A 22,730-nucleotide genomic window follows, 5' to 3' on the forward strand; every position below is an offset into this window, starting at 1 on the left:
CCACCTTAATTATTTCTTATATTATAGCAAACTTTTCTGAAAATAGGCATTTACAAGGGGGACAGGAATAATAATATTTGGTGAGTGGATAAAATGAGGTGATTGTATGGAACAATCGATGCGAAAGAAAAACAACAATCAAATTAATATTGTGTTAAACCATCGAAAGAAAATTTCTTTGCCAGCCGCAGAAAATAAAACGGTAATTTCAAATGAAACTACAATTAAACATGAAATGCTGCAGAGAATTGAAGAAGAGATGGGGAAGCTTGTTGGGATGGATGATATAAAAAAGATAATAAAAGAAATATATGCTTGGATTTATGTGAATAAAAAAAGACAAGAGAAGGGATTGAAGTCTGAGAAGCAAGTGCTTCATATGCTGTTTAAAGGGAATCCGGGTACAGGGAAGACAACTGTTGCTAGAATGATAGGAAAATTGCTGTTTGAGATGAATATTCTATCGAAAGGCCACTTGGTTGAAGCTGAACGTGCTGATCTTGTAGGAGAGTACATCGGCCATACAGCTCAAAAAACAAGAGACTTAATAAAAAAAGCAATGGGAGGTATTTTGTTTATTGATGAGGCGTATTCTTTAGCTCGAGGAGGAGAGAAGGACTTTGGAAAAGAAGCAATTGATACGCTTGTAAAACATATGGAAGATAAACAACATGGTTTTGTATTGATTTTAGCTGGATATTCAAGAGAGATGAATCACTTTCTTTCATTAAATCCAGGGCTGCAATCTCGTTTTCCGTTTATTATTGAATTTGCGGATTACTCGGTAAATCAGTTGTTGGAAATTGGGAAAAGAATGTATGAAGAGCGTGAATATCAGTTATCGAAAGAGGCTGAATGGAAATTTAGGGATCATTTACATGCTGTAAAGTATTCGTCGCAAATTACATCGTTTAGTAATGGGCGGTATGTACGGAATATTGTTGAAAAATCAATTCGTACACAGGCGATGCGGTTGTTGCAAGAAGATGCCTATGATAAAAATGATTTAATTGGAATATCGAGTATGGATTTGATGCTCGAAGAGGAGACGCACAGTACATAAACTGTGCGTCGATTTTTGTGTATAAGTTCGTTTACTCTTTTTTTGCTTTTTCTTGGTGTGCTTTATGGAAGTGTTCCATTTTAGCGCTCTTTTCGTGTGCTGAATTAGGATCGTGCCCGAATTGATTTACTGAGCTTTTTTGAGCTCCTTTATTAACGTGGTTTGTCATTTGTATTCACCTCACTTTAAAAATTAGTATAAACATTATATAAAGAAAAAATCGTTAGAAAAGAAAAACCTCTTTACGATATGTAAAGAGGTTAGATTGCTATTTATGCATTGAACGTTCTTTCGTTTCGATACGTCTGTGCGGTAAATGCCATTTGTAATGAATAGAAACCATGCGGAAGCAAACAATTAAAATGAATAAAATGTAAAGAGCCCAATCGCTAACAATAATTTGAGCGCCAATTAAGAAACCTGCTAAAATTGTCCAAAAGGCATATACTTCAGCTCGAAGAACGAGAGGTTTTCTGCGGGCTAAAAGATCGCGGATGATACCGCCGCCGATACCAGTTAAAACAGCTGCTACAATTGTGGCGCTAATTGGTAAATTTAATTTTTGGGCATATAATGCTCCTTGTACAGCAAATGCTGATAAGCCGATAGCGTCAGTGATATTTTCCCACTTTTTCCAATGTCTAATTAACTTATTTGGAAAAAGAAAAATAATAGTCATTGATAAAAGTGCGATTTGGAATAACATGTCTTGTTGCCAAAACGCGACAATCGGATAACCGATTAATAAATTACGAAGGGCACCTCCCCCAAATGCGGTTGCCATTCCTAAAATATACACCCCGAAAATATCATAATCCTCTTCCATTGCAACAATGGCTCCGCTTAGTGCGAAAGCGATTGTGCCTATGATGCTAAAAATCTCCCATGCCATGAATTTTCTCCCCCGCTAACTAGATGAAATGTGCTTCCTCTGCTATTATATTAGAAGGTTTAAATTTCGAAAAGGATGAGTGAACATATTTGATGGAAGAAAAAGAAAAAGTCATATTAGTAGGCTGTCAATTGCCACAAGATGATGATGAAAAATTTATGCATTCCATGAAAGAGCTTGCATCACTAGCGAAGACTGCACGAGCAGAATTGTTAGTGTCAACAACGCAAAAACGACCAAAGTTTCATCCGGCAACTTACATAGGTAAAGGGAAATTAGAAGAGCTTACAATGTTAACTGAAGAATTAGAGCCGGATGTTATTGTATTTAATAATGAATTAACGCCGAGTCAAATTCGGAATTTATCCTCAGTATTAAATGCGAGAGTAATTGATCGAACGCAACTAATACTGGATATTTTTGCGCAACGTGCGAAGTCGAGGGAAGGTAAGCTTCAAGTAGAATTAGCTCAGTTGCAATATACAATGCCGCGTCTTATGGGGCAAGGATTGTCCTTATCGCGTCTTGGTGGTGGTATTGGAACGAGAGGACCAGGTGAGACGAAATTAGAGACGGATCGTCGTCATATTCGATCCCGTATTGATGAAATAAAGAAACAACTTGCAGTTGTTGTGGAACATCGAAAAAGATATCGTGAGAGAAGAAAAGATAATAAAGTATTTCAAGTTTCGTTAATAGGGTATACAAATGCAGGGAAATCGACACTGTTTAATAGATTAACGGAAGCTGATACGTTTGAAGAAAACCTTCTGTTTGCAACATTAGACCCAACGACGAGGAAGATGCCGTTACCTTCTGGTTATACAGTATTACTAACTGATACTGTTGGTTTTATACAAGATTTACCCACTTCATTAATCGCTGCTTTTCGTTCGACACTGGAAGAAGCGGGGGAAGCAGATGTCATTTTACATGTAGTTGATTCCGCGGATCCTAACTACATAGGGCATGAAAAAACAGTAAAACGATTATTATCAGAACTTGAAATTAACCATATTCCTATTATTACGTTATATAATAAAAAAGATGAATTACATCAAAACTTTATTCCGTTTCCGAAAAGTGATTTCTTAATGACTAGTGCTTTTGAAGAAAGTGATTTATTGCGTATAAAAGAAGCGATAGAAACGAAGATGAAGAAAGAAATGGATTGTTATCGAGTGGAAATCCCTCCGAGTGAAGGTAAGTTGTTAACGCTTTTAAAGACGGAAACTCTATTAGCTAAGATGGAGTTTCTAGAAGATAAATTTGTATATGATTGTGCAGGGTATATTTTTACTCATTCATCGCTTAATGTGCAATTAAAGAGATTTTTAGTGGAAGAAGGAGAAAATAAAAATGTTTGATCGTTTGAAAAATGGAGAAAAAATTGCTCCAATTGTAAAAGAAGTAGAGAGTCAGATTACAGAAGTACATAAACGTGCGGATGAAGTGATTGAAAGCAATCAGTTTCGTGTATTAGAAAGTTTTCGGAAACATAAAATTAGTGACTCGCATTTTATCCCGACAACAGGTTATGGTTATGATGATATTGGCCGTGATACGTTAGAAAAAGTGTATGCTGATGTATTTGGGGCGGAAGCTGGACTTGTTCGTCCGCAAATTATTTCAGGTACTCACGCTATCTCTACAGCGTTATTTGGTATTTTACGCCCGGGAGATGAGTTATTGTATATCACTGGGAAACCGTATGATACGTTAGAGGAAATTGTTGGTGTACGTGGGAAAGGTGTAGGTTCATTTAAAGAATATAATATCGGTTACAATGCAGTTCCGCTAACTAGTGCTGGGCTTGTTGATTTTGAGACTGTTGCAGCGGCGATTCATAATAATACGAAAATGATCGGTATTCAGCGTTCGAAAGGTTATGCTACTCGTCCATCGTTTACTATTTCTCAAATTAAAGAGATGATCGCGTTTGTTAAAGAAATTAAACCTGATGTTGTTGTGTTTGTAGATAACTGTTATGGCGAGTTTATTGAAGAGCAAGAGCCATGTCATGTTGGTGCAGATTTAATGGCGGGTTCGCTTATTAAAAACCCGGGCGGCGGAATTGTTAAAACTGGTGGTTATATTGTCGGGAAAGAACAGTATGTTGAAGCGTGTGCATATCGTTTAACGTCTCCGGGAATTGGTGCGGAAGCTGGAGCGTCTTTATACAGTCTGCAAGAAATGTATCAAGGGTTCTTCTTAGCGCCACATGTTGCAGGACAAGCGCTGAAAGGTGCAATTTTTACAGCTGCGTTTTTAGAAAAGTTAGGAATGAACACGTCACCAGCGTGGAATGCGTCAAGAACAGACTTAATTCAATCGGTTCAATTTGATGATAAAGACCGTATGATTGCCTTCTGCCAAGCGATTCAATATGCATCTCCAATTAATTCGCATTTTACTCCGTATGCAAACTATATGCCAGGTTATGAAGATGATGTAATCATGGCGGCGGGAACGTTTATTCAAGGTGCAAGTATTGAATTGTCTGCTGATGGTCCAATTAGACCACCGTATGTTGCGTATGTGCAAGGTGGCTTAACGTATTCGCATGTTAAAATTGCGATTTGTTCTGCGATTGACGAATTGATTGAAAAGAATTTATTAATAATTTCTTAATGGGAAGCTGTCGATTTTGGCAGCTTTTTTCGTATAAAAGTAATGATTTATGCGATTAGAAAAAAGAATGAAAAAATTCATAAAAAAATTATAAAAAATCATGTAAGAAAAGCTAACATCTATTGACACTAAACATAACATGGTATAAAATGAGAAGCAGTTAAGGCGAAGGAGGAACTGAAAAATGAAAGAAGATAGACGTTCTGCCCCGCTGTTTCCTATTGGTATTGTTATGGATTTAACACAATTGTCTGCACGTCAAATTCGCTACTATGAAGAGCATAATCTTGTTTCTCCAACCCGTACAAAGGGGAATCGTAGATTATTTTCATTTAACGATGTAGATAAGTTGTTAGAAATTAAAGATTTGTTAGATCAAGGCCTGAATATGGCTGGTATTAAACAAGTGTTACTAATGAAAGAAAATCAAACAGAAGCAGTGAAAGTAAAAGAAGAAACGAAAGAAATTTCAAAAACTGAGCTTCGCAAAATACTTCGAGATGAACTACAACATACAGGTAGATTCAATCGAACTTCATTGCGACAAGGTGACATTTCAAGATTTTTTCACTAAAGATAACTGATTCTGAAGGCGATTAGAGGGACTAAGGAGGAATTTATAATGTCTAGATACACAAAAGAAGATATTTTCCGTTTGGCGAAAGAAGAGAATGTAAAGTATATCCGTTTACAATTTACGGACCTTTTAGGGGTAATTAAAAACGTAGAGATTCCAGTGAGACAATTAACGAAAGCTCTTGATAACAAAATGATGTTTGATGGATCTTCGATTGAAGGTTTCGTACGTATTGAAGAGTCTGATATGTATTTATATCCTGATTTAGACACTTGGGTAATTTTCCCTTGGACAGCTGAAAAAGGTAAAGTAGCTCGACTAATCTGTGATATTTACAATGCAGATGGCACTCCATTTGATGGAGACCCACGTAACAACTTAAAACGTGTGTTAAAAGAAATGGAAGCTTTAGGATTTTCAGACTTCAATCTTGGACCAGAGCCAGAATTCTTCCTATTTAAGGTTGATGAAAAAGGAAATCCAACATTAGAACTAAACGATAACGGTGGATACTTCGACCTTGCGCCGATGGATCTAGGGGAAAACTGTCGTCGTGATATCGTTCTTGAACTTGAAGAAATGGGATTTGAAATTGAAGCATCTCACCATGAGGTTGCTCCAGGACAGCACGAAATTGACTTTAAATATGCAAATGCAATTCGCTCATGTGATGACATTCAAACATTCAAACTTGTTGTAAAAACAATTGCTCGTAAACATGGTTTACACGCAACGTTTATGCCAAAACCACTATACGGTGTGAACGGTTCAGGTATGCACTGTAACTTATCATTATTTAAAAATGGTGAGAACGTATTCTTTGATGCAAACGGTGACTTACAATTAAGTGATGATGCTCGTCACTTCATCGCAGGTATTTTAAAACATGCACCAGCATTTACAGCGATAGCAAACCCAACTGTAAACTCATATAAACGTCTAGTACCTGGATATGAAGCGCCTTGTTACGTAGCATGGTCTGCACAAAACCGTAGTCCGTTAGTACGTATCCCTGCATCTCGTGGTATTAGTACACGCGTAGAAGTACGTAGTGTTGACCCAGCTGCAAACCCATATTTAGTAATGGCTACATTATTAGCTGCAGGTCTTGATGGAATTAAAAACAAATTAACTCCACCAGCAGCAGTAGATCGTAACATCTATGTAATGACAAAAGAAGAGCGCGAAGAAGCAGGTATCGTTGACTTACCAGCAACATTAGCGCAAGCATTAGTTACATTACAATCTAATGAAGTAGTATGCGGTGCACTAGGAGAACACTTACTTGAGCACTTCATCGAAGCGAAAGAGATTGAGTGGGATATCTTTAGAACACAAGTTCACCAATGGGAACGCGATCAATATATGTCTCTATACTAAGAGGCTTGAACCCTTGATACAACTCGTATCAAGGGTTTTTTAATTCCCTATTATTACAATTTTATGTGGTTGCAAAATGAAAAATAGCCACATAAAAGCCAATAATTAATAACAAGTAGTGATATCATAGAAAAACATTATCAGATAAACGTAAGTTTTATATAATTTATGAACTAAAAAAGCCTTGATACTACGGTATCAGGGCTTTTTTAGTGAAGTTATTGGATATATTAACTACTAGATAATGGATTGTTTTTGGTTATTTTGAATCATGTTACTAAGAAAATCTTTTCAAAAGAATTGATTTTATCTTTTTTAAATCACTTGTGCTATAACTTAATAATTCTTTACTGCCTGTACAACGCGAGCGATGATTTTTATGTCCTCATCTGCAAGGCTATAAGTTTGTGGCTTGTGAATCAGATTATCACTCAATGATATTAACGTAATGATGCTTAGTTATAACGCAGTCTTATTCAGGATTTCGTTAGTTCATTTTCTAAATTTAGGGAATAAATATAGTTTAGTACCTTGCAATAAACAATACTAAGTGGTATATTATGGATAAAACAGGTACCGTGTATTGAACAGTACTAAGATAGGAAAGGAGGATGGCACTTGAACGTTCAATTTAAAAAAGGTGTGCTTGAACTTTGTGTATTAGCACTTGTAAAACGTAAAGATAGTTACGGTTATGAACTTGTTCAGCAAATTTCTAATAAATTTTTAATATCGGAAGGATCAGTATACCCTTTATTACGTCGTTTGACGAAAGAAGGGTATTTTCAAACGTATTTAAAGGAATCTACGGAAGGGCCACCTCGTAAATATTATCAATTAACAGAGCAAGGGGAGACGCAATTTCATTTGTTAGTAACAGAATGGCGTGATTTTGCGAAAGGGGTACAAGAAATTATTGAAGGGGTGGAATGGGATGAGTAAAGAAGGGTTTCTTAAAGAATTATCAAGTTATCTTAGAAAGTTACCAGAGGAAGAGAGGCAAGATATTTTATTGGATTATGAAGAGCACTTTCAGTTTGGACTAGAAGAGGGGAAAACTGAATCGGAAATAATACAGGGCCTTGGTTCTCCGAAAGTAATCGCGAAAGAATTACTTGCGATGTATCGCTTCGATGAAATGAAAAAAAATCCATCGACTTCAAATGTGACAAGAGCTGTTATGGCAGCGATTGGACTTAGTTTGTTTAATTTTATTATTGTGTTAGGCCCGTTAGTCGCAATTATTGCTTTTATATTTTCTTTTTGGATCGGTGGTATTGCTAGTGTAGTAACACCACTTTTCGTTATTGGAAAAGTATTTATGGGTACTTTTATATGGTTGGATCTTTTCGTTAGTATAACGTTTGTTGGAGTAGGTTTATTGTTATGTATTATCGCTTTTTATAGTACAAAGTGGTTTAAGAGATTGTGTGTACGATATGTAATATGGAACTTCAAAATGATAAAAGGAGAGTAAATGATGAAAAAACTATTTTTAATCGCTATCGCTTGTATCGTTATTGGAGTAATAGGAATTTCCCAAACATATGAAAAAGCAGTACAAACTGCTGAAAAAGGCGATAAAGAAAATGTAATTAAAAACGAAACATTAAAAAATATAGAAGTTAAGTTAGATGCCGGGGATATTATTGTCCAAAAATCTCCTGACTCTTCTTTTTATGTAAAGCAATCGGGAGATGTACGTAAACAAGAGATTCGTATCGCAGAAGATGGTGACACATTAAAAATTATTGGGGAAAGAGAAAAAGGTGCTTCATTTGATTTTTCTTTTTACGATTTTAGGTTTCAAACGTCTAAATTGACTCTACTTGTGCCCGAACGCTCTTACCAAGATGTAAAAGTAAATTCATCTGCTGGACAAATCGAAATGAGTGATGTGAAAAGTGATAGCGTAAGTGTTAGAACACTTGCTGGAGAAGTAGAGTTGAAACAAGTAACGGCTAAGAATGTGGAGGGATCGACAAAAGCTGGTGAGGTGAACTTTAAGAAGGTATTAGGGAAAGTGACCGCAAAAACAACAAGTGGGGAAATAAATATTCAAGATCATGATTCTAAATATAATCTAGAAGCAAGTTCAACTGCGGGAGATATAGATATTACTTTATCGGAAAAACCACAAGATGCGGTAATTACTGGGCAAAGTGCTGCGGGAGATGTAACGATTTTTAATGAAGAGAATAAAAATGTAACAATTGGAAATGGTAGTAAAAAGATTAGCGGTAAAACGGCTGCGGGAGATGTGACGATTGAAACTCGTTAATAAGAAATAGAATGCATGGAAATCTATCAAAATACAAAAAGAAGATAATTACCGTATATAAATAAGGTAATTATCTTCTTTTTGTTATTTTTAATGTAAATCACGATATACGCCAATTACTTTCCCGATAACTGACACTTGTTTTAAAATGATAGGTTCTAATGAAGAGTTTTCTGGTTGTAGACGGAAATGGTCTTTTTCTTTATAGAAACGTTTAACTGTTGCTTCGTTATCCTCTGTTAAAGCGACTACAATTTCACCATTATATGCAGACTGCTGTTGGCGAACAACAACTAAATCTCCATCGAAAATACCAGCTTCAATCATACTATCTCCAGAAATACGTAACATGAACACTTGGTCTGCTCCAGCAACAATACTAGCTGGAAGTGGGAAATGTTCTTCTACGCTTTCGACCGCTGTAATTGGTAAACCAGCAGTGACTTTTCCGACAATTGGAACTTGAATAACAGATTGTGTTTCCGTATCCATTCGATCTTCACCTAAAATTTCAATGGCACGTGGTTTTGTTGGATCGCGTCGAATGTATCCTTTTTCTTCTAATCGTGATAAATGTCCGTGCACTGTAGAACTAGAAGCGAGGCCGACTGCTTGACCAATTTCACGTACGGAAGGTGGATATCCTTTTTCTTGTACTTTTAGCTTAATAAAGTCGAGAATGTCTTGCTGGCGTTTCGTTAACTTTTCCATGTTTTCTAACACCTCGTTTTCTTTCATTTTTCTTATTAATAAGTATAACATGTGAAAAAACATTCTACAAACATAAGTTCGAACAAATGGCGGATTTATGTTACACTATAGGGAAATAATAGGGAGAAAGAGGGGTTCAAAATGAATGCAATTATTTATGCACGTGTGAGTACAACGAAAGAAGCGCAAGAAACATCATTATTACGTCAAAAAGATGAATTATTGCATTTAGCTGAGCGCTATCAAATGAATGTTACTAAGGTGATTGAAGAGCAGGCTAGTGGATATACAATTGAACGTGACGGTATATTAGAGGTGTTGGATACAATTCGAGACGAACAAATTGATGTGTTACTTATACAAGATGAAACGCGTCTTGGTAGAGGAAATGCGAAGATCGCGTTAATGCATTGTTTACATAAAGAAGGCATAAAAGTATATACGCATACACATAATGGTGAATTACAATTGTCGGATTCTGATTCAATGGTATTAGATATTATTGGTATTGTTGAAGAATATCAAAGAAAGATTCATAATTTGAAAATTAAACGAGGTATGCAACGTGCAGTAGAAAAAGGTTATCGTCCAGAAAAAAATTTAAAAAATCGTCATTTAAGTGTAGGAAGAGAGAAAAAAGAAGTGCCAATTGAGGAAATTGTACGTTTGCGAAAAAGTGAACTCACGTTTGAAGAAATTGCAGCAACATTACGTGGATTTGGTCATAATGTTTCAAAGGCGACTGTACATCGTAGATATGTAGAGTATACGAAGCAATTGCTTGATAAAGAAGAGTAACTATTGTATGATAATAATCAGTTTTGATTAGAAGGGGGATTCGAGATGATTAATCACGAACTCGTTGAACGCATTAACTTCTTAGCGAAAAAAGCAAAAGCTGAAGGTTTAACTGAAGAAGAGCAACGTGAGCGTCAATCGCTACGTGAACAATATTTAAAAGGATTTCGTCAAAATATGTTAAACGAACTTAAAGGTATTAAAGTTGTTAACGAAGAAGGTACAGATGTTACACCGACGAAATTAAAAGCTTTAAAAAAGCAAGATAATGCAAGATTAAATTAAAAGATGGGCGAAGCCCATCTTTTTTATATGTAAAAATCGTTATTTAATAACTTTCCAGTTGTTATTAACTGTTGCTTCTATCGTTTTATGTTCCAATATATAATTAGCGATAAGTTCAGACATATCTGTGGGGATATCTTTTACTACCGGTTTGTTTTGAAACATAAAGAAATTTCCCCCGCCACTTGCACGATAATTATTCATTACAACGTCATATTCTTCATTCATATTAAGAGGAGCACTGTTATGCTGTAAAGATTCTACTCTTTCACCAATTGGTTTTGAAATGTTTAATACGTATGAAATCCCTTCCCACATATCATAATTATAATGTTGTGGCTTTGGTTCTATGTAGGTAGGACTTACGGTGATGGATCCATCTGTTTTTAATGTGAAATAAGAAGCAGAGAGTTCAAGAGCATTTTTTATGTCCGCTCCAGTTAGTCTAATTACTTTTAATGTGTTCGGATAAATATAATTAGAAACGATGTCACGCATTGTTACATGTTCTGGGAAACCTGGAGATGTATTATGGAACAAACTTGTACAAGAAATTGATACATTAGCTATATCCATCTGTATTTTATTTATGAATTCGATAAAAGGATGATCATGCAAACGAGTTTGCATAGCATCTGAAATTTGCATATCCCCCTGAATGATTCCAATAGGTTGATCAAGCCACTTTTGTGTTTTCTCTTCGTAATCGGCTACCAATGAAAGTGCATCTTGATCAGCCTCAACTCCTTGTACAGATAATAATTCAGAAGAACTCTCTTTTTTAACCCATTTATGTTTTGTTTTTTCGAATGTTATTTTTACTTTTCCAACTAAGTTTCCATTACATCCGGTCTGTAAAATTGTTACACCGTTAGCCATTGTGTGAGCAATTTCCCGGTGTTGGTGGCCTGTTAATAAAATATCTATGTCTTCAATTTCATGGCACATTGCATATCCTTGGTTTTCTCCTGTTAAAACTTCAGTCGGTACCCCGGTTTGTAAATCTCGTTCAACTCCCCCGTGATACGCTACGACTAGTAAATCTGGTTTCTCATGTTTGCGAATGTAAGAAACCCACTTTTTCGTTGTTTCTAATGCATCTTCAAATTGTAAGTCTTTAATGTGATGGGGTTGTTCCCAATTGGTAATGTAGTGCGTTGTCACCCCTAAAATAGCAATTTTTATATTGGATTCAATCTGTTTGATTATATAAGGTTTTCCGAAATAAGGCTTCTTTATGTTTTTATCTAAAATGTTTGCTGATAGGTACGGGAAGTTCGCAGTAGTCACAGCATTATTTAATATATCCATCCCGTAATTAAACTCATGATTGCCGATAATTGCAGCGTCATACTGTAAGTAATTCGCTAATAAGGACATTGGGTTTTTTTTGTTTTTTTCGTATGTAACATAATGATAAGTAAATGGTGTTCCTTGAATAAAGTCGCCATTATCAATTAAAAGAACGTTTGTATTTTGGGAACGTTCTTTTTTTATAAGAGTAGAAATTTTAGCTAAACCAAGTTCTGCTGGGGAGTTATCTTGGTAGTGAATAGGATAAACAGTGCCATGTATATCGCTTGTTAATAAGATGTTTAAAGTTACAGTTTGATTTTGTTCCAATATGACTCACCTTTTCTATTGTTATCTTCCAATTCATCATATCAAATATGTGAAGAGAATTTTAATGTGAGTGTATAGAATGTGTAAAGATTCTGTAAATAATCAATTATTTGTAAAAATATGTGATATATTTCTTCATGTTTATGAAAGGTTATTTTATAACAATGAAAAATGGAGGCATTAATATGTTGAAAAAAGTTTTTGCAATGAGCACAACAGTTGTACTAGCAGCGGGATTATTAAGTGGCTGTGGAACGAAGGAATCAAGTGCAAGTAAAAATGAAGATACGAAAAAAGGGTATGTACCGAAGACTTTAAATGTTCAATTTGTTCCTTCTCAAAATGCAGATACGTTAGAGGCGAAGGCAAAACCGCTTGAGAAGCTATTAAGTGATAAGTTAAATATTCCAGTAAAAGTTAGTATTTCAACGAACTACAATACAATTGTAGAAGCGATGGCATCTAAACAAGTAGATGTAGGATTTTTACCGCCAACAGCGTACGTATTAGCACATGAAAAGAAGGCTGCAAATGTAATTTTACAAGCACAACGTTTTGGAGTAGAGGATGAAACAGGAGCTCCTACAAAAGATTTAGTAGATTATTATAAATCTGAGTTTGTTGTTAAAAAAGACTCTAATATAAATAGTGTAAAAGATTTAAAAGGTAAAAAGATTGGTTATCAAGATGTAACATCATCAGCAGGGTATGTATGGCCTGCAGCTGTTCTATTAAAAGAGGGAATTGATCCGTTAAAAGATGTGAAACCTGTTACATTAAAAGGTCACGATCAGTCGCTTATTGCTCTTTTAAATGGTGACGTAGATGCAGCTGTTGTATTCCAAGATGCTCGTAATATTGTAAAAAAAGATTATCCGAATATATTCGAGCAAACGAAAATAGTGAAATTTACGGAGAAAATTCCAAACGATACGATTTCGGTACGTTCTGATTTAGATGAAGAGTGGAGCAAGAAATTACAGGATGCTTTCATTGAAATTGGAAAAAATGAGGAAGGTCACAAAATCATTAAAGAAGTATATTCACATGAAGGATATGTTAAATCTGATGATAGTAAATTTGACATCGTTCGTGAATATGGGAAGAAAGTAAAAACGCAATAATACATATGGAAATGGCAGCTAGCTGAAAGGGAATGTTTTCAGTTAGTTTGCCGTTTTGAATACATAGAAGGTAGGTAAGATGTGTGATAGAATTTCGAAATGTCTCCAAAGTGTATCCAAATGGTACAAAAGGATTGAATAATATAAACTTGAAAATTCAAAAAGGTGAGTTTGTTGTAATGGTAGGGCTGTCCGGAGCTGGAAAGTCTACACTTCTAAAATCGGTAAATCGCCTTCATGAGATTACAGAAGGCGAAATCATGATTGAATGTGAGTCTATTACTGCTGCAAAAGGAAAAGATTTACGACGTATGCGCCGGGATATTGGTATGATCTTTCAAAGTTTTAACCTTGTAAAGCGATCAACAGTATTGAAGAATGTATTAGCTGGCCGTGTTGGATATCATTCGACATTGCGTACAACGTTAGGTTTGTTTCCGAAAGAGGATGTGGAGCTCGCATTTCAAGCGTTAAAAAGAGTGAATATTTTAGAAAAAGCATATGCACGTGCTGATGAATTATCAGGAGGACAACAACAACGTGTATCGATAGCTAGAGCATTGGCGCAAGAAGCAAAAATCATATTGGCAGATGAACCTGTTGCGTCGTTAGATCCGCTAACAACAAAGCAAGTATTAGATGATTTAAAGAAAATTAATGAAGATTTTGGAATTACAACAATTGTAAACTTACATTCTATTGCTTTAGCTAGGCAATATGCGACGCGTATTATTGGATTACATGCAGGTGAAATTGTTTTTGATGGTTTAGTAGAAGCAGCAACGGATGAAAAGTTTGCTGAAATTTATGGTGACGTAGCACAGAAAAGTGAATTGTTAGAGGTGGCAGCTAAATGAATGATGTGACGATATATTCGAAGTCGATACCGAAGCCGCCGAGTAAGTTAAAACATATGTTAACGTTTATTCTAGTCATTTTACTGTTGTGGGGAAGTAGTATACAGGTCGACGCATCATTTTCAAAGCTAGTAGTTGGTTTTCCTAATATAATGGATTTGTTAAAAGAAATGGTGCCGCCAGATTGGAGTTATTTTCAAGTTATTACAACAGCAATGCTAGATACAATACGTATGGCGATTATTGGGACGACTTTAGGAGCGATTTTAGCTATTCCACTTGCACTGTTTGCGGCAAGTAATGTGTTTACTAGTACATTTTTATACAGTCCAGCTCGATTGATTTTAAATTTTATTCGAACGATACCAGATTTATTATTAGCGGCAATTTTCGTAGCTATTTTTGGAATAGGACCACTTCCGGGTATTTTAGCTCTTACTTTTTTCTCAATTGGGCTCGTGGCGAAATTGTTGTATGAATCAATTGAATCAATTGACCCTGGCCCACTAGAAGCGATGACAGCTGTAGGGGCTAATAAGGTGCAATGGATTGTTTATGGAGTCATTCCACAAGTAAAAGCACACTTTGTTTCCTATGTACTATATACATTTGAGGTGAATGTACGGGCAGCGGCTGTCCTAGGTTTAGTAGGAGCAGGTGGTATTGGACTATATTATGATCGTACACTTGGATTTTTACAATATCAACAAACTGCATCTATTATCATCTATACTCTTGTTGTTGTATTGGTAATTGATTATGTAAGTACATTGTTGCGGGAGAAATTATAATGAGTAAAACGACGATAATCGTACCAAAACCGAAGAAACCGAGTGTGTATCGCTCGTTTATTTTTATAGCACTTACATTTGTTTATATATGGGCTTTTTCAGGAGTACCGCTAGAGGGAATAAAGGAAACGGCGGGAGAAATTACAAAAGCAATTATGACAGGGATATTGAGTCCAGACTGGTCGTATGTATCTTTGCCAGATGGTGAAGATTTATTACATGGATTAATTGATACGTTGGCAATTGCGATATTAGGTACATTTATTTCTGCATTTTTATCTGTTCCGTTTGCCTTTTGGGCGGCAACGAATATGAGTAGTGGAAAATTAACTTCAGGATCTGGGAAAATTGTACTTAGTTTTGTTCGTACGTTTCCTGAATTAGTTATGGCTCTTTTATTTATAAAAGCTGTTGGTCCAGGCTCTTTTGCAGGAGTATTAGCCTTAGGATTGCATTCTATTGGAATGTTAGGAAAACTATATTCAGAAGGAATTGAAAACATAGATAAAGGACCGACGGAAGCGTTACTAGCAACAGGAGCAAATCGTTTTCAAATACTTTGGTATGCGGTGTTACCGCAAGTGTTACCAGATTTTCTATCGTATACGTTATACAGATTTGAAATTAATGTACGATCCGCTGCAATTTTAGGGGTTATTGGAGCAGGAGGGATTGGTACACCTTTAATTTTTGCGCTGAGTTCACGGAATTGGTCTCGTGTTGGTATTATTTTATTAGGTATTATTTTAATGGTAATTATAATTGATTTGATTTCAAGCTCGATTCGGAAACGGATTGTTTAACTTATTTGAAAAGCATCGAAGTTAGATGCTTTTTTATGTTTTTAAAAACTTATTTAAAAAAGTAAGTATAGAAGGAATTTGTATAAATATACAGATAATTCCCTTTCTTTTTAAAATAAAAATAATGAAAAAGTATGTCATATTGAATGCCCATACATTCCCGGAAACATTGATTTTTTTATAAAAAATCAAAAAAATATCAACATATTTGTCGATACATGTTGTATAATCTTGCGTGGGAAGCTATCATATAAATGTATAAAACGTTTACTAATATAAGCGAAGGGAAGAATAGCATGTCACATTCAATCGAACAACTTTCTATCAACACGATTCGCACATTATCCATCGATGCGATTGAAAAAGCAAACTCTGGTCACCCAGGAATGCCAATGGGTGCAGCACCAATGGCTTATACATTATGGACTCAATTTATGAAACACAATCCAAATAACCCAACGTGGTTTAACCGTGATCGTTTCGTATTATCTGCAGGTCATGGTTCAATGTTATTATACAGCCTACTTCACCTATCTGGTTATGATGTAACAATGGATGACTTAAAGAACTTCCGTCAATGGGGAAGCAAAACTCCAGGACATCCTGAGTACGGTCATACAGCTGGTGTAGATGCAACGACTGGTCCACTTGGACAAGGTATTGCAACTGCTGTAGGTATGGCAATGGCTGAAAGACATTTAGCTGCTAAATATAACCGTGATGCGTATAATGTAGTAGATCATTATACATACGCTATTTGTGGTGATGGAGATTTAATGGAGGGCGTTTCTGCTGAAGCATCTTCATTAGCTGCTCATTTACAATTAGGTCGTCTTGTTGTGCTTTACGATTCAAACGATATTTCATTAGATGGCGATTTAAATCGTTCATTCTCTGAAAGTGTAGAAGATCGTTACAAAGCATACGGATGGCAAGTAATCCGTGTTGAGGATGGAAACGATATTGAAGCAATCGCGAAAGCAATTGAAGAAGCGAAAGCTGACGAAAAACGCCCAACGCTAATTGAAGTAAGAACGACAATTGGTTTCGGTTCTCCAAACAAATCAGGAAAATCAGCTTCACATGGTTCTCCACTTGGTGTAGAAGAAACAAAATTAACGAAAGAAGCATATGCTTGGACTGCTGAGCAAGACTTCCACGTAGCAGAAGAAGTATATGACAACTTCCGTAAAACAGTACAAGATGTTGGTGAAACTGCGCAAGCTGAGTGGAACACGATGCTAGGTGAATATGCACAAGCATACCCAGAATTAGCAAACGAATTCCAAGCAGCAATGAACGGTCAACTTCCAGAAGGTTGGGAGCAAAACTTACCGACTTATGAATTAGGATCAAAAGCAGCAACTCGTAATTCTTCTGGTGCTGTAATTAATGCAATTGCAGAGTCTGTACCATCATTCTTCGGTGGATCTGCTGACCTTGCTGGTTCTAACAAAACATACATGAATAACGAAAAAGACTTTACAAGAGATGATTACAGCGGTAAAAACATTTGGTACGGTGTACGTGAGTTCGCAATGGGTGCAGCAATGAACGGTATTGCACTACATGGTGGTTTAAAAACTTACGGTGGTACGTTCTTCGTATTCTCTGATTACTTACGTCCAGCAATTCGCCTTGCAGCATTAATGCAATTGCCAGTAACGTATGTATTCACACATGACAGTATCGCTGTTGGTGAAGATGGTCCAACACATGAACCAATCGAGCAATTAGCAGCGCTTCGTGCAATGCCAAACGTTTCTGTTATTCGTCCTGCTGATGGTAACGAATCTGTTGCAGCTTGGAGACTAGCTTTAGAATCTACAAACAAACCAACTGCTTTAGTATTAACTCGTCAAGACCTTCCAACATTAGAAGGTGCAAAAGATGATACGTATGAAAAAGTAGCAAAAGGTGCATATGTAGTTTCTGCAAGCAAGAAAGAAACGGCTGATGTAATCTTACTTGCAACTGGATCTGAAGTAAGCCTAGCTGTTGAAGCTCAAAAAGCATTAGCAGTAGACGGCGTTGACGCAGCTGTTGTCAGCATGCCATCTATGGATCGCTTCGAAGCTCAAACTGCAGAGTACAAAGAATCTGTATTACCAAAAGCAGTAACAAAACGTTTCGCAATCGAAATGGGTGCTACATTCGGATGGCACCGTTACGTAGGTCTTGAAGGAGATGTGTTAGGTATCGATACATTCGGTGCTTCTGCTCCTGGTGAGAAGATTATGGAAGAGTATGGATTTACTGTAGAGAACGTTGTTCGTAAAGTAAAAGAAATGCTTTAATGATTTCAGAAAAATCTCTCCGGCATGGAGAGGTTTTTCTATGTAAATGAGTTTTTTCGACAGAAAAAGTTTTTTATCTCTCCGCAGTCAGACAATCATTGCAAATTTTCTTATATATAATGAAGAGAAAAGGTTGTCCAGATTGGGAGTGGAAAAATGAAAACGTATGAATTGTATTTAATTCAAGAGGATATTGCGAAAGCTTATTTTGGTCGTGAATATTTGTTTTTTGATTTATTTGCTCGATTTTCAGAATCTGGGTCCCTTTCGGAGAAAAAAGTGTTATATAAGCAAATGATGTATATAACGATGCCATTGCAAGTAATGAAAATTCATCATAAATTAGAACAAGCTTTGCGCGTTCTTGGTAAATATGATAGAACACATCATACACATACACTTTATACGGGAGCGGAGTACGGCGAAATAATGGTGAAACCGCACTATATTCGTATGAATACCTCTGGAAATGTCTCTATGGAAACGACGTTCTTTGAGGTGTTAAGAAAGTGTGAATTAACATTTTTAGCTATGGATTATGAAAATACAAAGTACGGATGGCTGAATCCTCTAAAACAAGTACGAACATATGTGTAAAAAATGTCGAATTGTATCTTGTCTTATTGAAAAGGTTTTAGTACACTGTAAGGTAGACAACATGAAGGAGGAAAATATATGCCAATTTGGTTAGGTATTCTAGTGGGCGTAGTAGCACTAGTAGCAGGCGTGGCGTTAGGATTTTTCATTGCCCGCAAATACATGATGAATTACTTACAAAAAAATCCACCAATTAACGAACAAATGTTAAAAATGATGATGATGCAAATGGGACAAAAACCTTCCCAAAAGAAAATCAATCAAATGATGAGCGCAATGAACAAGCAACAAATGAAATAAGCGCTAAAAGACACTCGCTAAGAGTGTCTTTCTTTTTGTTAGTTATAGTTTTTAAAACTTTTAAAAATTCTGTATTTTTGGTAAACTGAAAACATCGCTCATTTTAAGGGAGGAGGAAAAAAATGAAAGTGTTTATGAATTTAGCGTGGTTTTTTAAACAAGAAAAACGAGCGTACATAACTGGAATTATTTTATTGTTTGGCGTTGCACTTTTAGAACTTGTAGCACCAAAAGTAATTGGAATCGTTGTAGATGAAATTAATGATGGAACATTGACGACCGATAAGTTACTAAAATGGGTTGTACTATTAGTAATTGTAGGTATTACGATGTACATATTACGTTACATATGGCGTATTATGATTTTCGGGTCTTCATTAAAATTAGCTCGCCAATTACGAAAAAATTTGTATGAACATTTTACAAAGATGAGTCCATCTTTCTATCAGTCAAATCGAACAGGTGATTTAATGGCACATGCGACCAATGATATTCAAGCGATCCAGCAAACTGCTGGAGCAGGTGTTTTGACGCTTGTTGACTCATTAGCTGTCGGAGGATGTGTACTCGTAGCGATGGGTTTTACAATTAGTTGGAAGTTAACATTATTAAGTTTAATTCCAATGCCGATTGTAGCTATTTCGACAAATTATTATGGAACTTTATTACATAAAAGGTTTCATAAAGCACAGCAATCGTTTTCGGAAATCAATGATAAAGTGCAAGAGAGTATGAGTGGAATGAAAGTGATTCGCTCGCTTGGACAAGAGAAAGAAGATTTACAGGCGTTTCGAAGAAAATCAGAAGATGTTGTACATAAAAATGTGTTAGTTGCACGTATTGATTCGTTATTTGATCCGACAATCTCTCTTATCGTTGGATTTTCTTTTTTAATCGCAGTATGTTACGGATCAGTATTAGTTGTAAGAGGTGAATTAACAGTAGGTGATCTCGTTACATTTACGACATATTTAGGTACCCTCGTTTGGCCAATGTTAGCGTTTGGATGGTTATTCAATATTATGGAGCGTGGGCGTGCTTCATATGACCGTGTAGAAAAAATTCTTTCACAAAAATCAGATGTAGTAAATAGCGAAAATGCTGTACATACAATAGCGAGCGGTAATGTTTCGTTTGCCGTTGATTCATTTTCGTATAAGAAAAATGAATTGTTACATTTAAACGATATTCACTTTGATTTGAAGAAGGGCGAAACGCTAGGAGTTGTAGGACGTACAGGCGCAGGGAAAACGACTTTATTAAAATGTTTAATCCGTGAGTATGATCATTTTAATGGTGAATTAAAAATTGGGGAGCGAGATATTCGAGATATAACACTTCATGGTGTCCGTTCTGCCATTTCATACGTGCCGCAAGATCATTTTTTATTTTCAGCAAGTATTGGTGAGAATATTGCCTTTGGAAAGGCGGATGCTACATATAATGAAATTACCAAAGCTGCAGAGATTGCTTGTATTCATAATGACATCCTCCAATTTTCAGAAGGATATGAAACAGTAGTAGGGGAAAGAGGTGTTTCGTTATCTGGTGGTCAAAAACAGCGAATCTCTATTGCTCGTGCTTTATTAACAAATGCTGAAATTTTAATTTTGGATGATTGTTTATCAGCGGTAGATGCAAAAACAGAAGAGACGATTTTAAGTGCCTTAAAGAGGGAGAGAGCAGGGAAAACGACGATTATTACTGCACACCGATTAAGTGCAATTCAGCATGCCAATCTTATTCTTGTTGTTGATGAAGGTAGAATTGTACAAAGAGGTACACATGAGGAATTAATGAAGGAAAACGGCTGGTATAAGGAAATGTATGAAAGCCAGCAATTAGAAGCTTTAGTCGAGAAAGGAGGCGTATGATGGTAGAGAAGAAGCGAAGTGATTTAAGTAGATTGCTTTCCTATATGAAGCCATATAAAGGGTTACTATCTTTAGCATTTATCTTTTTAGTTGGTGCGACAGTAACGGAAATGATGGGTCCTTTTTTAATTAAACAATTCCTCGATGAACACCTAGTACCGCGGGATTTTGAACGATCAGCGCTCGTTACTTTATTTGTAATTTACATAGTTGCTCATTTATTAAAAGTACTATTTACGTATTTAAATCTATTGTACTTTCAGAACATTGCTTTTAAGATTGTTCAAGATATGCGAGTTGAAGTATATGAACATGTTCAAAAGCTGTCATTAAGTTTCTTTGATCGTACGCCGATTGGTACACTTGTATCGCGTATAACAAATGATACGGAAGCGATTAAAGATTTTTATGTCAGTGTATTATCAACATTTGTAAAAAATGTAGTCTTTTTAGTAGGTATTTTAGTAGCGATGTTTTTATTAGATGTAAAATTAGCGCTATTTTCTCTCGTATTAATTCCGATAATGTTTGCGATTATGGTATTATATCGCCGGAAAAGTGCAGCTTTTTATTTAGAAGTACGTAATCAACTAAGCGTGTTAAATGCAAAGTTGAACGAGTCCATACAAGGAATGAATATTGTTCAAGTGTTCAGACAAGAAAAACGTATGAGAAAAGAGTTTGAAGAAGTGAATAATAAACATTATAGTGCAGGGCGACGTACTTTGAAGTTAGACGCATTACTTTTACGACCAGCTACGGATTTAGTACATATTGTAGCTATTGCGTTAGTACTAGGTTTATTTGGGATTGATGCTTTAAAGAGCCCTGTTGAAGTAGGAGTTTTATATGCTTTTGTTAACTATATACATCGTTTCTTCCAACCTGTAAATGAGATGATGATGAAATTGTCCTTCTTCCAACAGGCACTTGTTTCGTCATCACGTGTATTTCATTTAATGGACGAGAAAGATTTAGCACCGGTTCAAAAAGGCAATGAGAATCCTCAAATCGTGGATGGAGATATTGAATTTAAAAATGTTACTTTTTCATATGATGGAAAGCGTGACGTTTTAAAAAATGTATCATTTCACGTGAAACAAGGGCAAACGGTTGCTTTTGTTGGGCATACTGGTAGCGGAAAAAGTACGATTATGAATTTATTAATGCGATTTTATAATATTAAGTCAGGAAATATTGTAATAGACGGTGTAGATTTAGAAAAATTTGAAGAACGAGAAATTAGAAAGAAAATAGGACTCGTATTGCAAGATGCATTTTTATTTGCTGGAAATGTAAAGCAAAATATTCGTATGTATAATGAAGAAATTACGGATGAAGAAGTAAAAGAAGCTGCTCGATTTGTGCAAGCGAATACGTTTATTGAAAAGTTACCAAAACAGTATGAAACAGAAGTAGTAGAAAGAGGTGCAGCATTTTCAAGCGGTCAACGACAATTAATTGCTTTTGCTAGAACGATAGCAACGAATCCGAAAGTATTAGTATTAGATGAAGCAACAGCTAATATCGATACAGAAACAGAAGAGGCTATTCAAACAGCGTTGCAACAAATGCGAAAAGGTAGAACGACGATAGCCATTGCGCATAGGTTATCTACAATTCAAGATGCGGATCAAATTTTTGTGATGCATGATGGAGAGATAGTAGAGAGAGGGACACATCAAGAATTATTAAGTGAGCAAGGTTTGTATTATAATATGTATTTGCTACAAAATAAAGTGAGTTTGCAAAAGGCCTTGTAATACAAGGTCTTTTTTATTTTGTATACAAAATATGTTTACTCTTTGTTTCTATAGCATAAATGTCGTGTCCTCTTATGAAACTT

Annotated in this window: 23 protein-coding genes and 1 pseudogene; 19 read left to right on the forward strand and 5 right to left on the reverse strand. The window is 35.8% G+C overall.

Going from position 1 to position 22,730, the window contains the following annotated elements; genetic code table 11:
* Window positions 1–106 precede the first annotated feature (106 nt).
* Entirely contained in the window at window positions 107–1,063 is a 957-nt protein-coding gene (spoVK, locus tag M1D66_RS08900) for a stage V sporulation protein K (protein WP_000438178.1), read from the forward strand.
* A gap of 31 nt (window positions 1,064–1,094) precedes the next feature.
* Here spoVK and M1D66_RS08905 read toward each other — a convergent pair whose 3' ends face one another.
* Window positions 1,095–1,232, reverse strand: coding sequence for a hypothetical protein (locus M1D66_RS08905; RefSeq protein ID WP_000181500.1), 138 nt, complete (start codon window positions 1,230–1,232; stop codon window positions 1,095–1,097).
* A 99-nt stretch (window positions 1,233–1,331) separates the two neighbouring features.
* The gene (locus M1D66_RS08910; protein ID WP_000312267.1) at window positions 1,332–1,955 is read right to left on the reverse strand and encodes a trimeric intracellular cation channel family protein; all 624 of its coding nucleotides are present in this window, start codon (window positions 1,953–1,955) and stop codon (window positions 1,332–1,334) included.
* A gap of 92 nt (window positions 1,956–2,047) precedes the next feature.
* On the opposite strand from M1D66_RS08910, the gene hflX reads away from it, so the two are divergent.
* The 4 genes from hflX (at window position 2,048) to glnA (ending at window position 6,543) form a co-directional block, all read left to right on the forward strand.
* A complete protein-coding gene (hflX, locus tag M1D66_RS08915) occupies window positions 2,048–3,322 on the forward strand; it encodes a GTPase HflX (protein ID WP_000391407.1) in 1,275 nt (424 codons plus the stop codon).
* Window positions 3,315–4,586 carry a methionine gamma-lyase family protein gene (locus M1D66_RS08920; protein WP_242555247.1) on the forward strand — a complete coding sequence of 424 codons (1,272 nt, stop codon included), beginning with the start codon at window positions 3,315–3,317 and terminating at the stop codon, window positions 4,584–4,586. The genes hflX and M1D66_RS08920 overlap by 8 nt, the downstream gene beginning before the upstream one ends.
* A 184-nt stretch (window positions 4,587–4,770) precedes the next feature.
* Complete coding sequence (gene glnR, locus M1D66_RS08925; protein WP_000656783.1) at window positions 4,771–5,160, forward strand: transcriptional repressor GlnR; 390 nt, start codon at window positions 4,771–4,773, stop codon at window positions 5,158–5,160.
* Window positions 5,161–5,208: 48 nt separating this feature from the next.
* Entirely contained in the window at window positions 5,209–6,543 is a 1,335-nt protein-coding gene (glnA, locus tag M1D66_RS08930) for a type I glutamate--ammonia ligase (RefSeq protein WP_000092763.1), read from the forward strand.
* A 336-nt stretch (window positions 6,544–6,879) separates the two neighbouring features.
* Here glnA and M1D66_RS08935 read toward each other — a convergent pair.
* Window positions 6,880–6,999 (reverse strand): annotated as a pseudogene (locus tag M1D66_RS08935) (LexA family protein); the annotation flags it as partial.
* A gap of 162 nt (window positions 7,000–7,161) precedes the next feature.
* Between M1D66_RS08935 and M1D66_RS08940 the strand changes: the two are divergent.
* Genes M1D66_RS08940 through M1D66_RS08950 form a run of 3 tightly spaced genes read left to right on the forward strand, consistent with a single transcriptional unit; the run spans window position 7,162 to window position 8,824 of the window.
* Window positions 7,162–7,485 (forward strand): PadR family transcriptional regulator, encoded by a 324-nt coding sequence (locus tag M1D66_RS08940; protein ID WP_001102628.1) that lies wholly within the window; start codon window positions 7,162–7,164, stop codon window positions 7,483–7,485.
* On the forward strand, window positions 7,478–8,020 hold the full coding sequence (locus tag M1D66_RS08945) for a DUF1700 domain-containing protein (protein WP_000031384.1): 543 nt from the start codon (window positions 7,478–7,480) through the stop codon (window positions 8,018–8,020). The genes M1D66_RS08940 and M1D66_RS08945 overlap by 8 nt, the downstream gene beginning before the upstream one ends.
* On the forward strand, window positions 8,021–8,824 hold the full coding sequence (locus M1D66_RS08950; RefSeq protein ID WP_000976242.1) for a DUF4097 family beta strand repeat-containing protein: 804 nt from the start codon (window positions 8,021–8,023) through the stop codon (window positions 8,822–8,824).
* A 90-nt stretch (window positions 8,825–8,914) separates the two neighbouring features.
* On the opposite strand, the gene lexA is transcribed toward M1D66_RS08950, so the two are convergent.
* Entirely contained in the window at window positions 8,915–9,535 is a 621-nt protein-coding gene (gene lexA / locus M1D66_RS08955; RefSeq protein ID WP_000413738.1) for a transcriptional repressor LexA, read from the reverse strand.
* A gap of 141 nt (window positions 9,536–9,676) precedes the next feature.
* Here lexA and M1D66_RS08960 point away from each other — a divergent pair, with 141 nt between their 5' ends.
* The gene (locus tag M1D66_RS08960) at window positions 9,677–10,333 is read left to right on the forward strand and encodes a YneB family resolvase-like protein (protein WP_000991469.1); all 657 of its coding nucleotides are present in this window, start codon (window positions 9,677–9,679) and stop codon (window positions 10,331–10,333) included.
* Between the two features lie 45 nt (window positions 10,334–10,378).
* Window positions 10,379–10,618 carry a DUF896 domain-containing protein gene (locus M1D66_RS08965; RefSeq protein WP_000607016.1) on the forward strand — a complete coding sequence of 80 codons (240 nt, stop codon included), beginning with the start codon at window positions 10,379–10,381 and terminating at the stop codon, window positions 10,616–10,618.
* Window positions 10,619–10,657: 39 nt separating this feature from the next.
* Here M1D66_RS08965 and M1D66_RS08970 read toward each other — a convergent pair whose 3' ends face one another.
* Window positions 10,658–12,241 (reverse strand): bifunctional metallophosphatase/5'-nucleotidase, encoded by a 1,584-nt coding sequence (locus tag M1D66_RS08970; RefSeq protein WP_000437448.1) that lies wholly within the window; start codon window positions 12,239–12,241, stop codon window positions 10,658–10,660.
* Between the two features lie 185 nt (window positions 12,242–12,426).
* Here M1D66_RS08970 and M1D66_RS08975 point away from each other — a divergent pair, with 185 nt between their 5' ends.
* From M1D66_RS08975 to M1D66_RS09015, 9 genes are all read left to right on the forward strand, one after another.
* Complete coding sequence (locus M1D66_RS08975) at window positions 12,427–13,365, forward strand: phosphate/phosphite/phosphonate ABC transporter substrate-binding protein (RefSeq protein ID WP_000915065.1); 939 nt, start codon at window positions 12,427–12,429, stop codon at window positions 13,363–13,365.
* A gap of 83 nt (window positions 13,366–13,448) precedes the next feature.
* Window positions 13,449–14,222 (forward strand): phosphonate ABC transporter ATP-binding protein, encoded by a 774-nt coding sequence (phnC, locus tag M1D66_RS08980; protein WP_000569244.1) that lies wholly within the window; start codon window positions 13,449–13,451, stop codon window positions 14,220–14,222.
* Window positions 14,219–15,013, forward strand: coding sequence for a phosphonate ABC transporter, permease protein PhnE (phnE, locus tag M1D66_RS08985; RefSeq protein ID WP_001000764.1), 795 nt, complete (start codon window positions 14,219–14,221; stop codon window positions 15,011–15,013). Before phnC ends, phnE (M1D66_RS08985) begins: the two co-directional genes overlap by 4 nt.
* Window positions 15,013–15,816, forward strand: a complete 804-nt coding sequence (phnE, locus tag M1D66_RS08990) for a phosphonate ABC transporter, permease protein PhnE (protein WP_000047893.1) — start codon at window positions 15,013–15,015, stop codon at window positions 15,814–15,816. Before phnE (M1D66_RS08985) ends, phnE (M1D66_RS08990) begins: the two co-directional genes overlap by 1 nt.
* Window positions 15,817–16,112: 296 nt before the next feature.
* Window positions 16,113–18,113: a transketolase gene (gene tkt, locus M1D66_RS08995; RefSeq protein ID WP_000019766.1), complete on the forward strand. Its 2,001-nt coding sequence runs from the start codon at window positions 16,113–16,115 to the stop codon at window positions 18,111–18,113.
* A gap of 156 nt (window positions 18,114–18,269) precedes the next feature.
* Window positions 18,270–18,710: a sporulation inhibitor of replication protein SirA gene (gene sirA, locus M1D66_RS09000; RefSeq protein WP_000860645.1), complete on the forward strand. Its 441-nt coding sequence runs from the start codon at window positions 18,270–18,272 to the stop codon at window positions 18,708–18,710.
* 78 nt (window positions 18,711–18,788) lie between these two features.
* Window positions 18,789–19,010: a YneF family protein gene (locus tag M1D66_RS09005; RefSeq protein ID WP_001123317.1), complete on the forward strand. Its 222-nt coding sequence runs from the start codon at window positions 18,789–18,791 to the stop codon at window positions 19,008–19,010.
* Window positions 19,011–19,132: 122 nt separating this feature from the next.
* On the forward strand, window positions 19,133–20,884 hold the full coding sequence (locus M1D66_RS09010) for an ABC transporter ATP-binding protein (RefSeq protein WP_006920021.1): 1,752 nt from the start codon (window positions 19,133–19,135) through the stop codon (window positions 20,882–20,884).
* Entirely contained in the window at window positions 20,884–22,647 is a 1,764-nt protein-coding gene (locus tag M1D66_RS09015; RefSeq protein WP_000229520.1) for an ABC transporter ATP-binding protein, read from the forward strand. The genes M1D66_RS09010 and M1D66_RS09015 overlap by 1 nt, the downstream gene beginning before the upstream one ends.
* Window positions 22,648–22,730: the final 83 nt, after the last annotated feature.

It is taken from the genome of Bacillus sp. PK6-16, assembly GCF_056530295.1.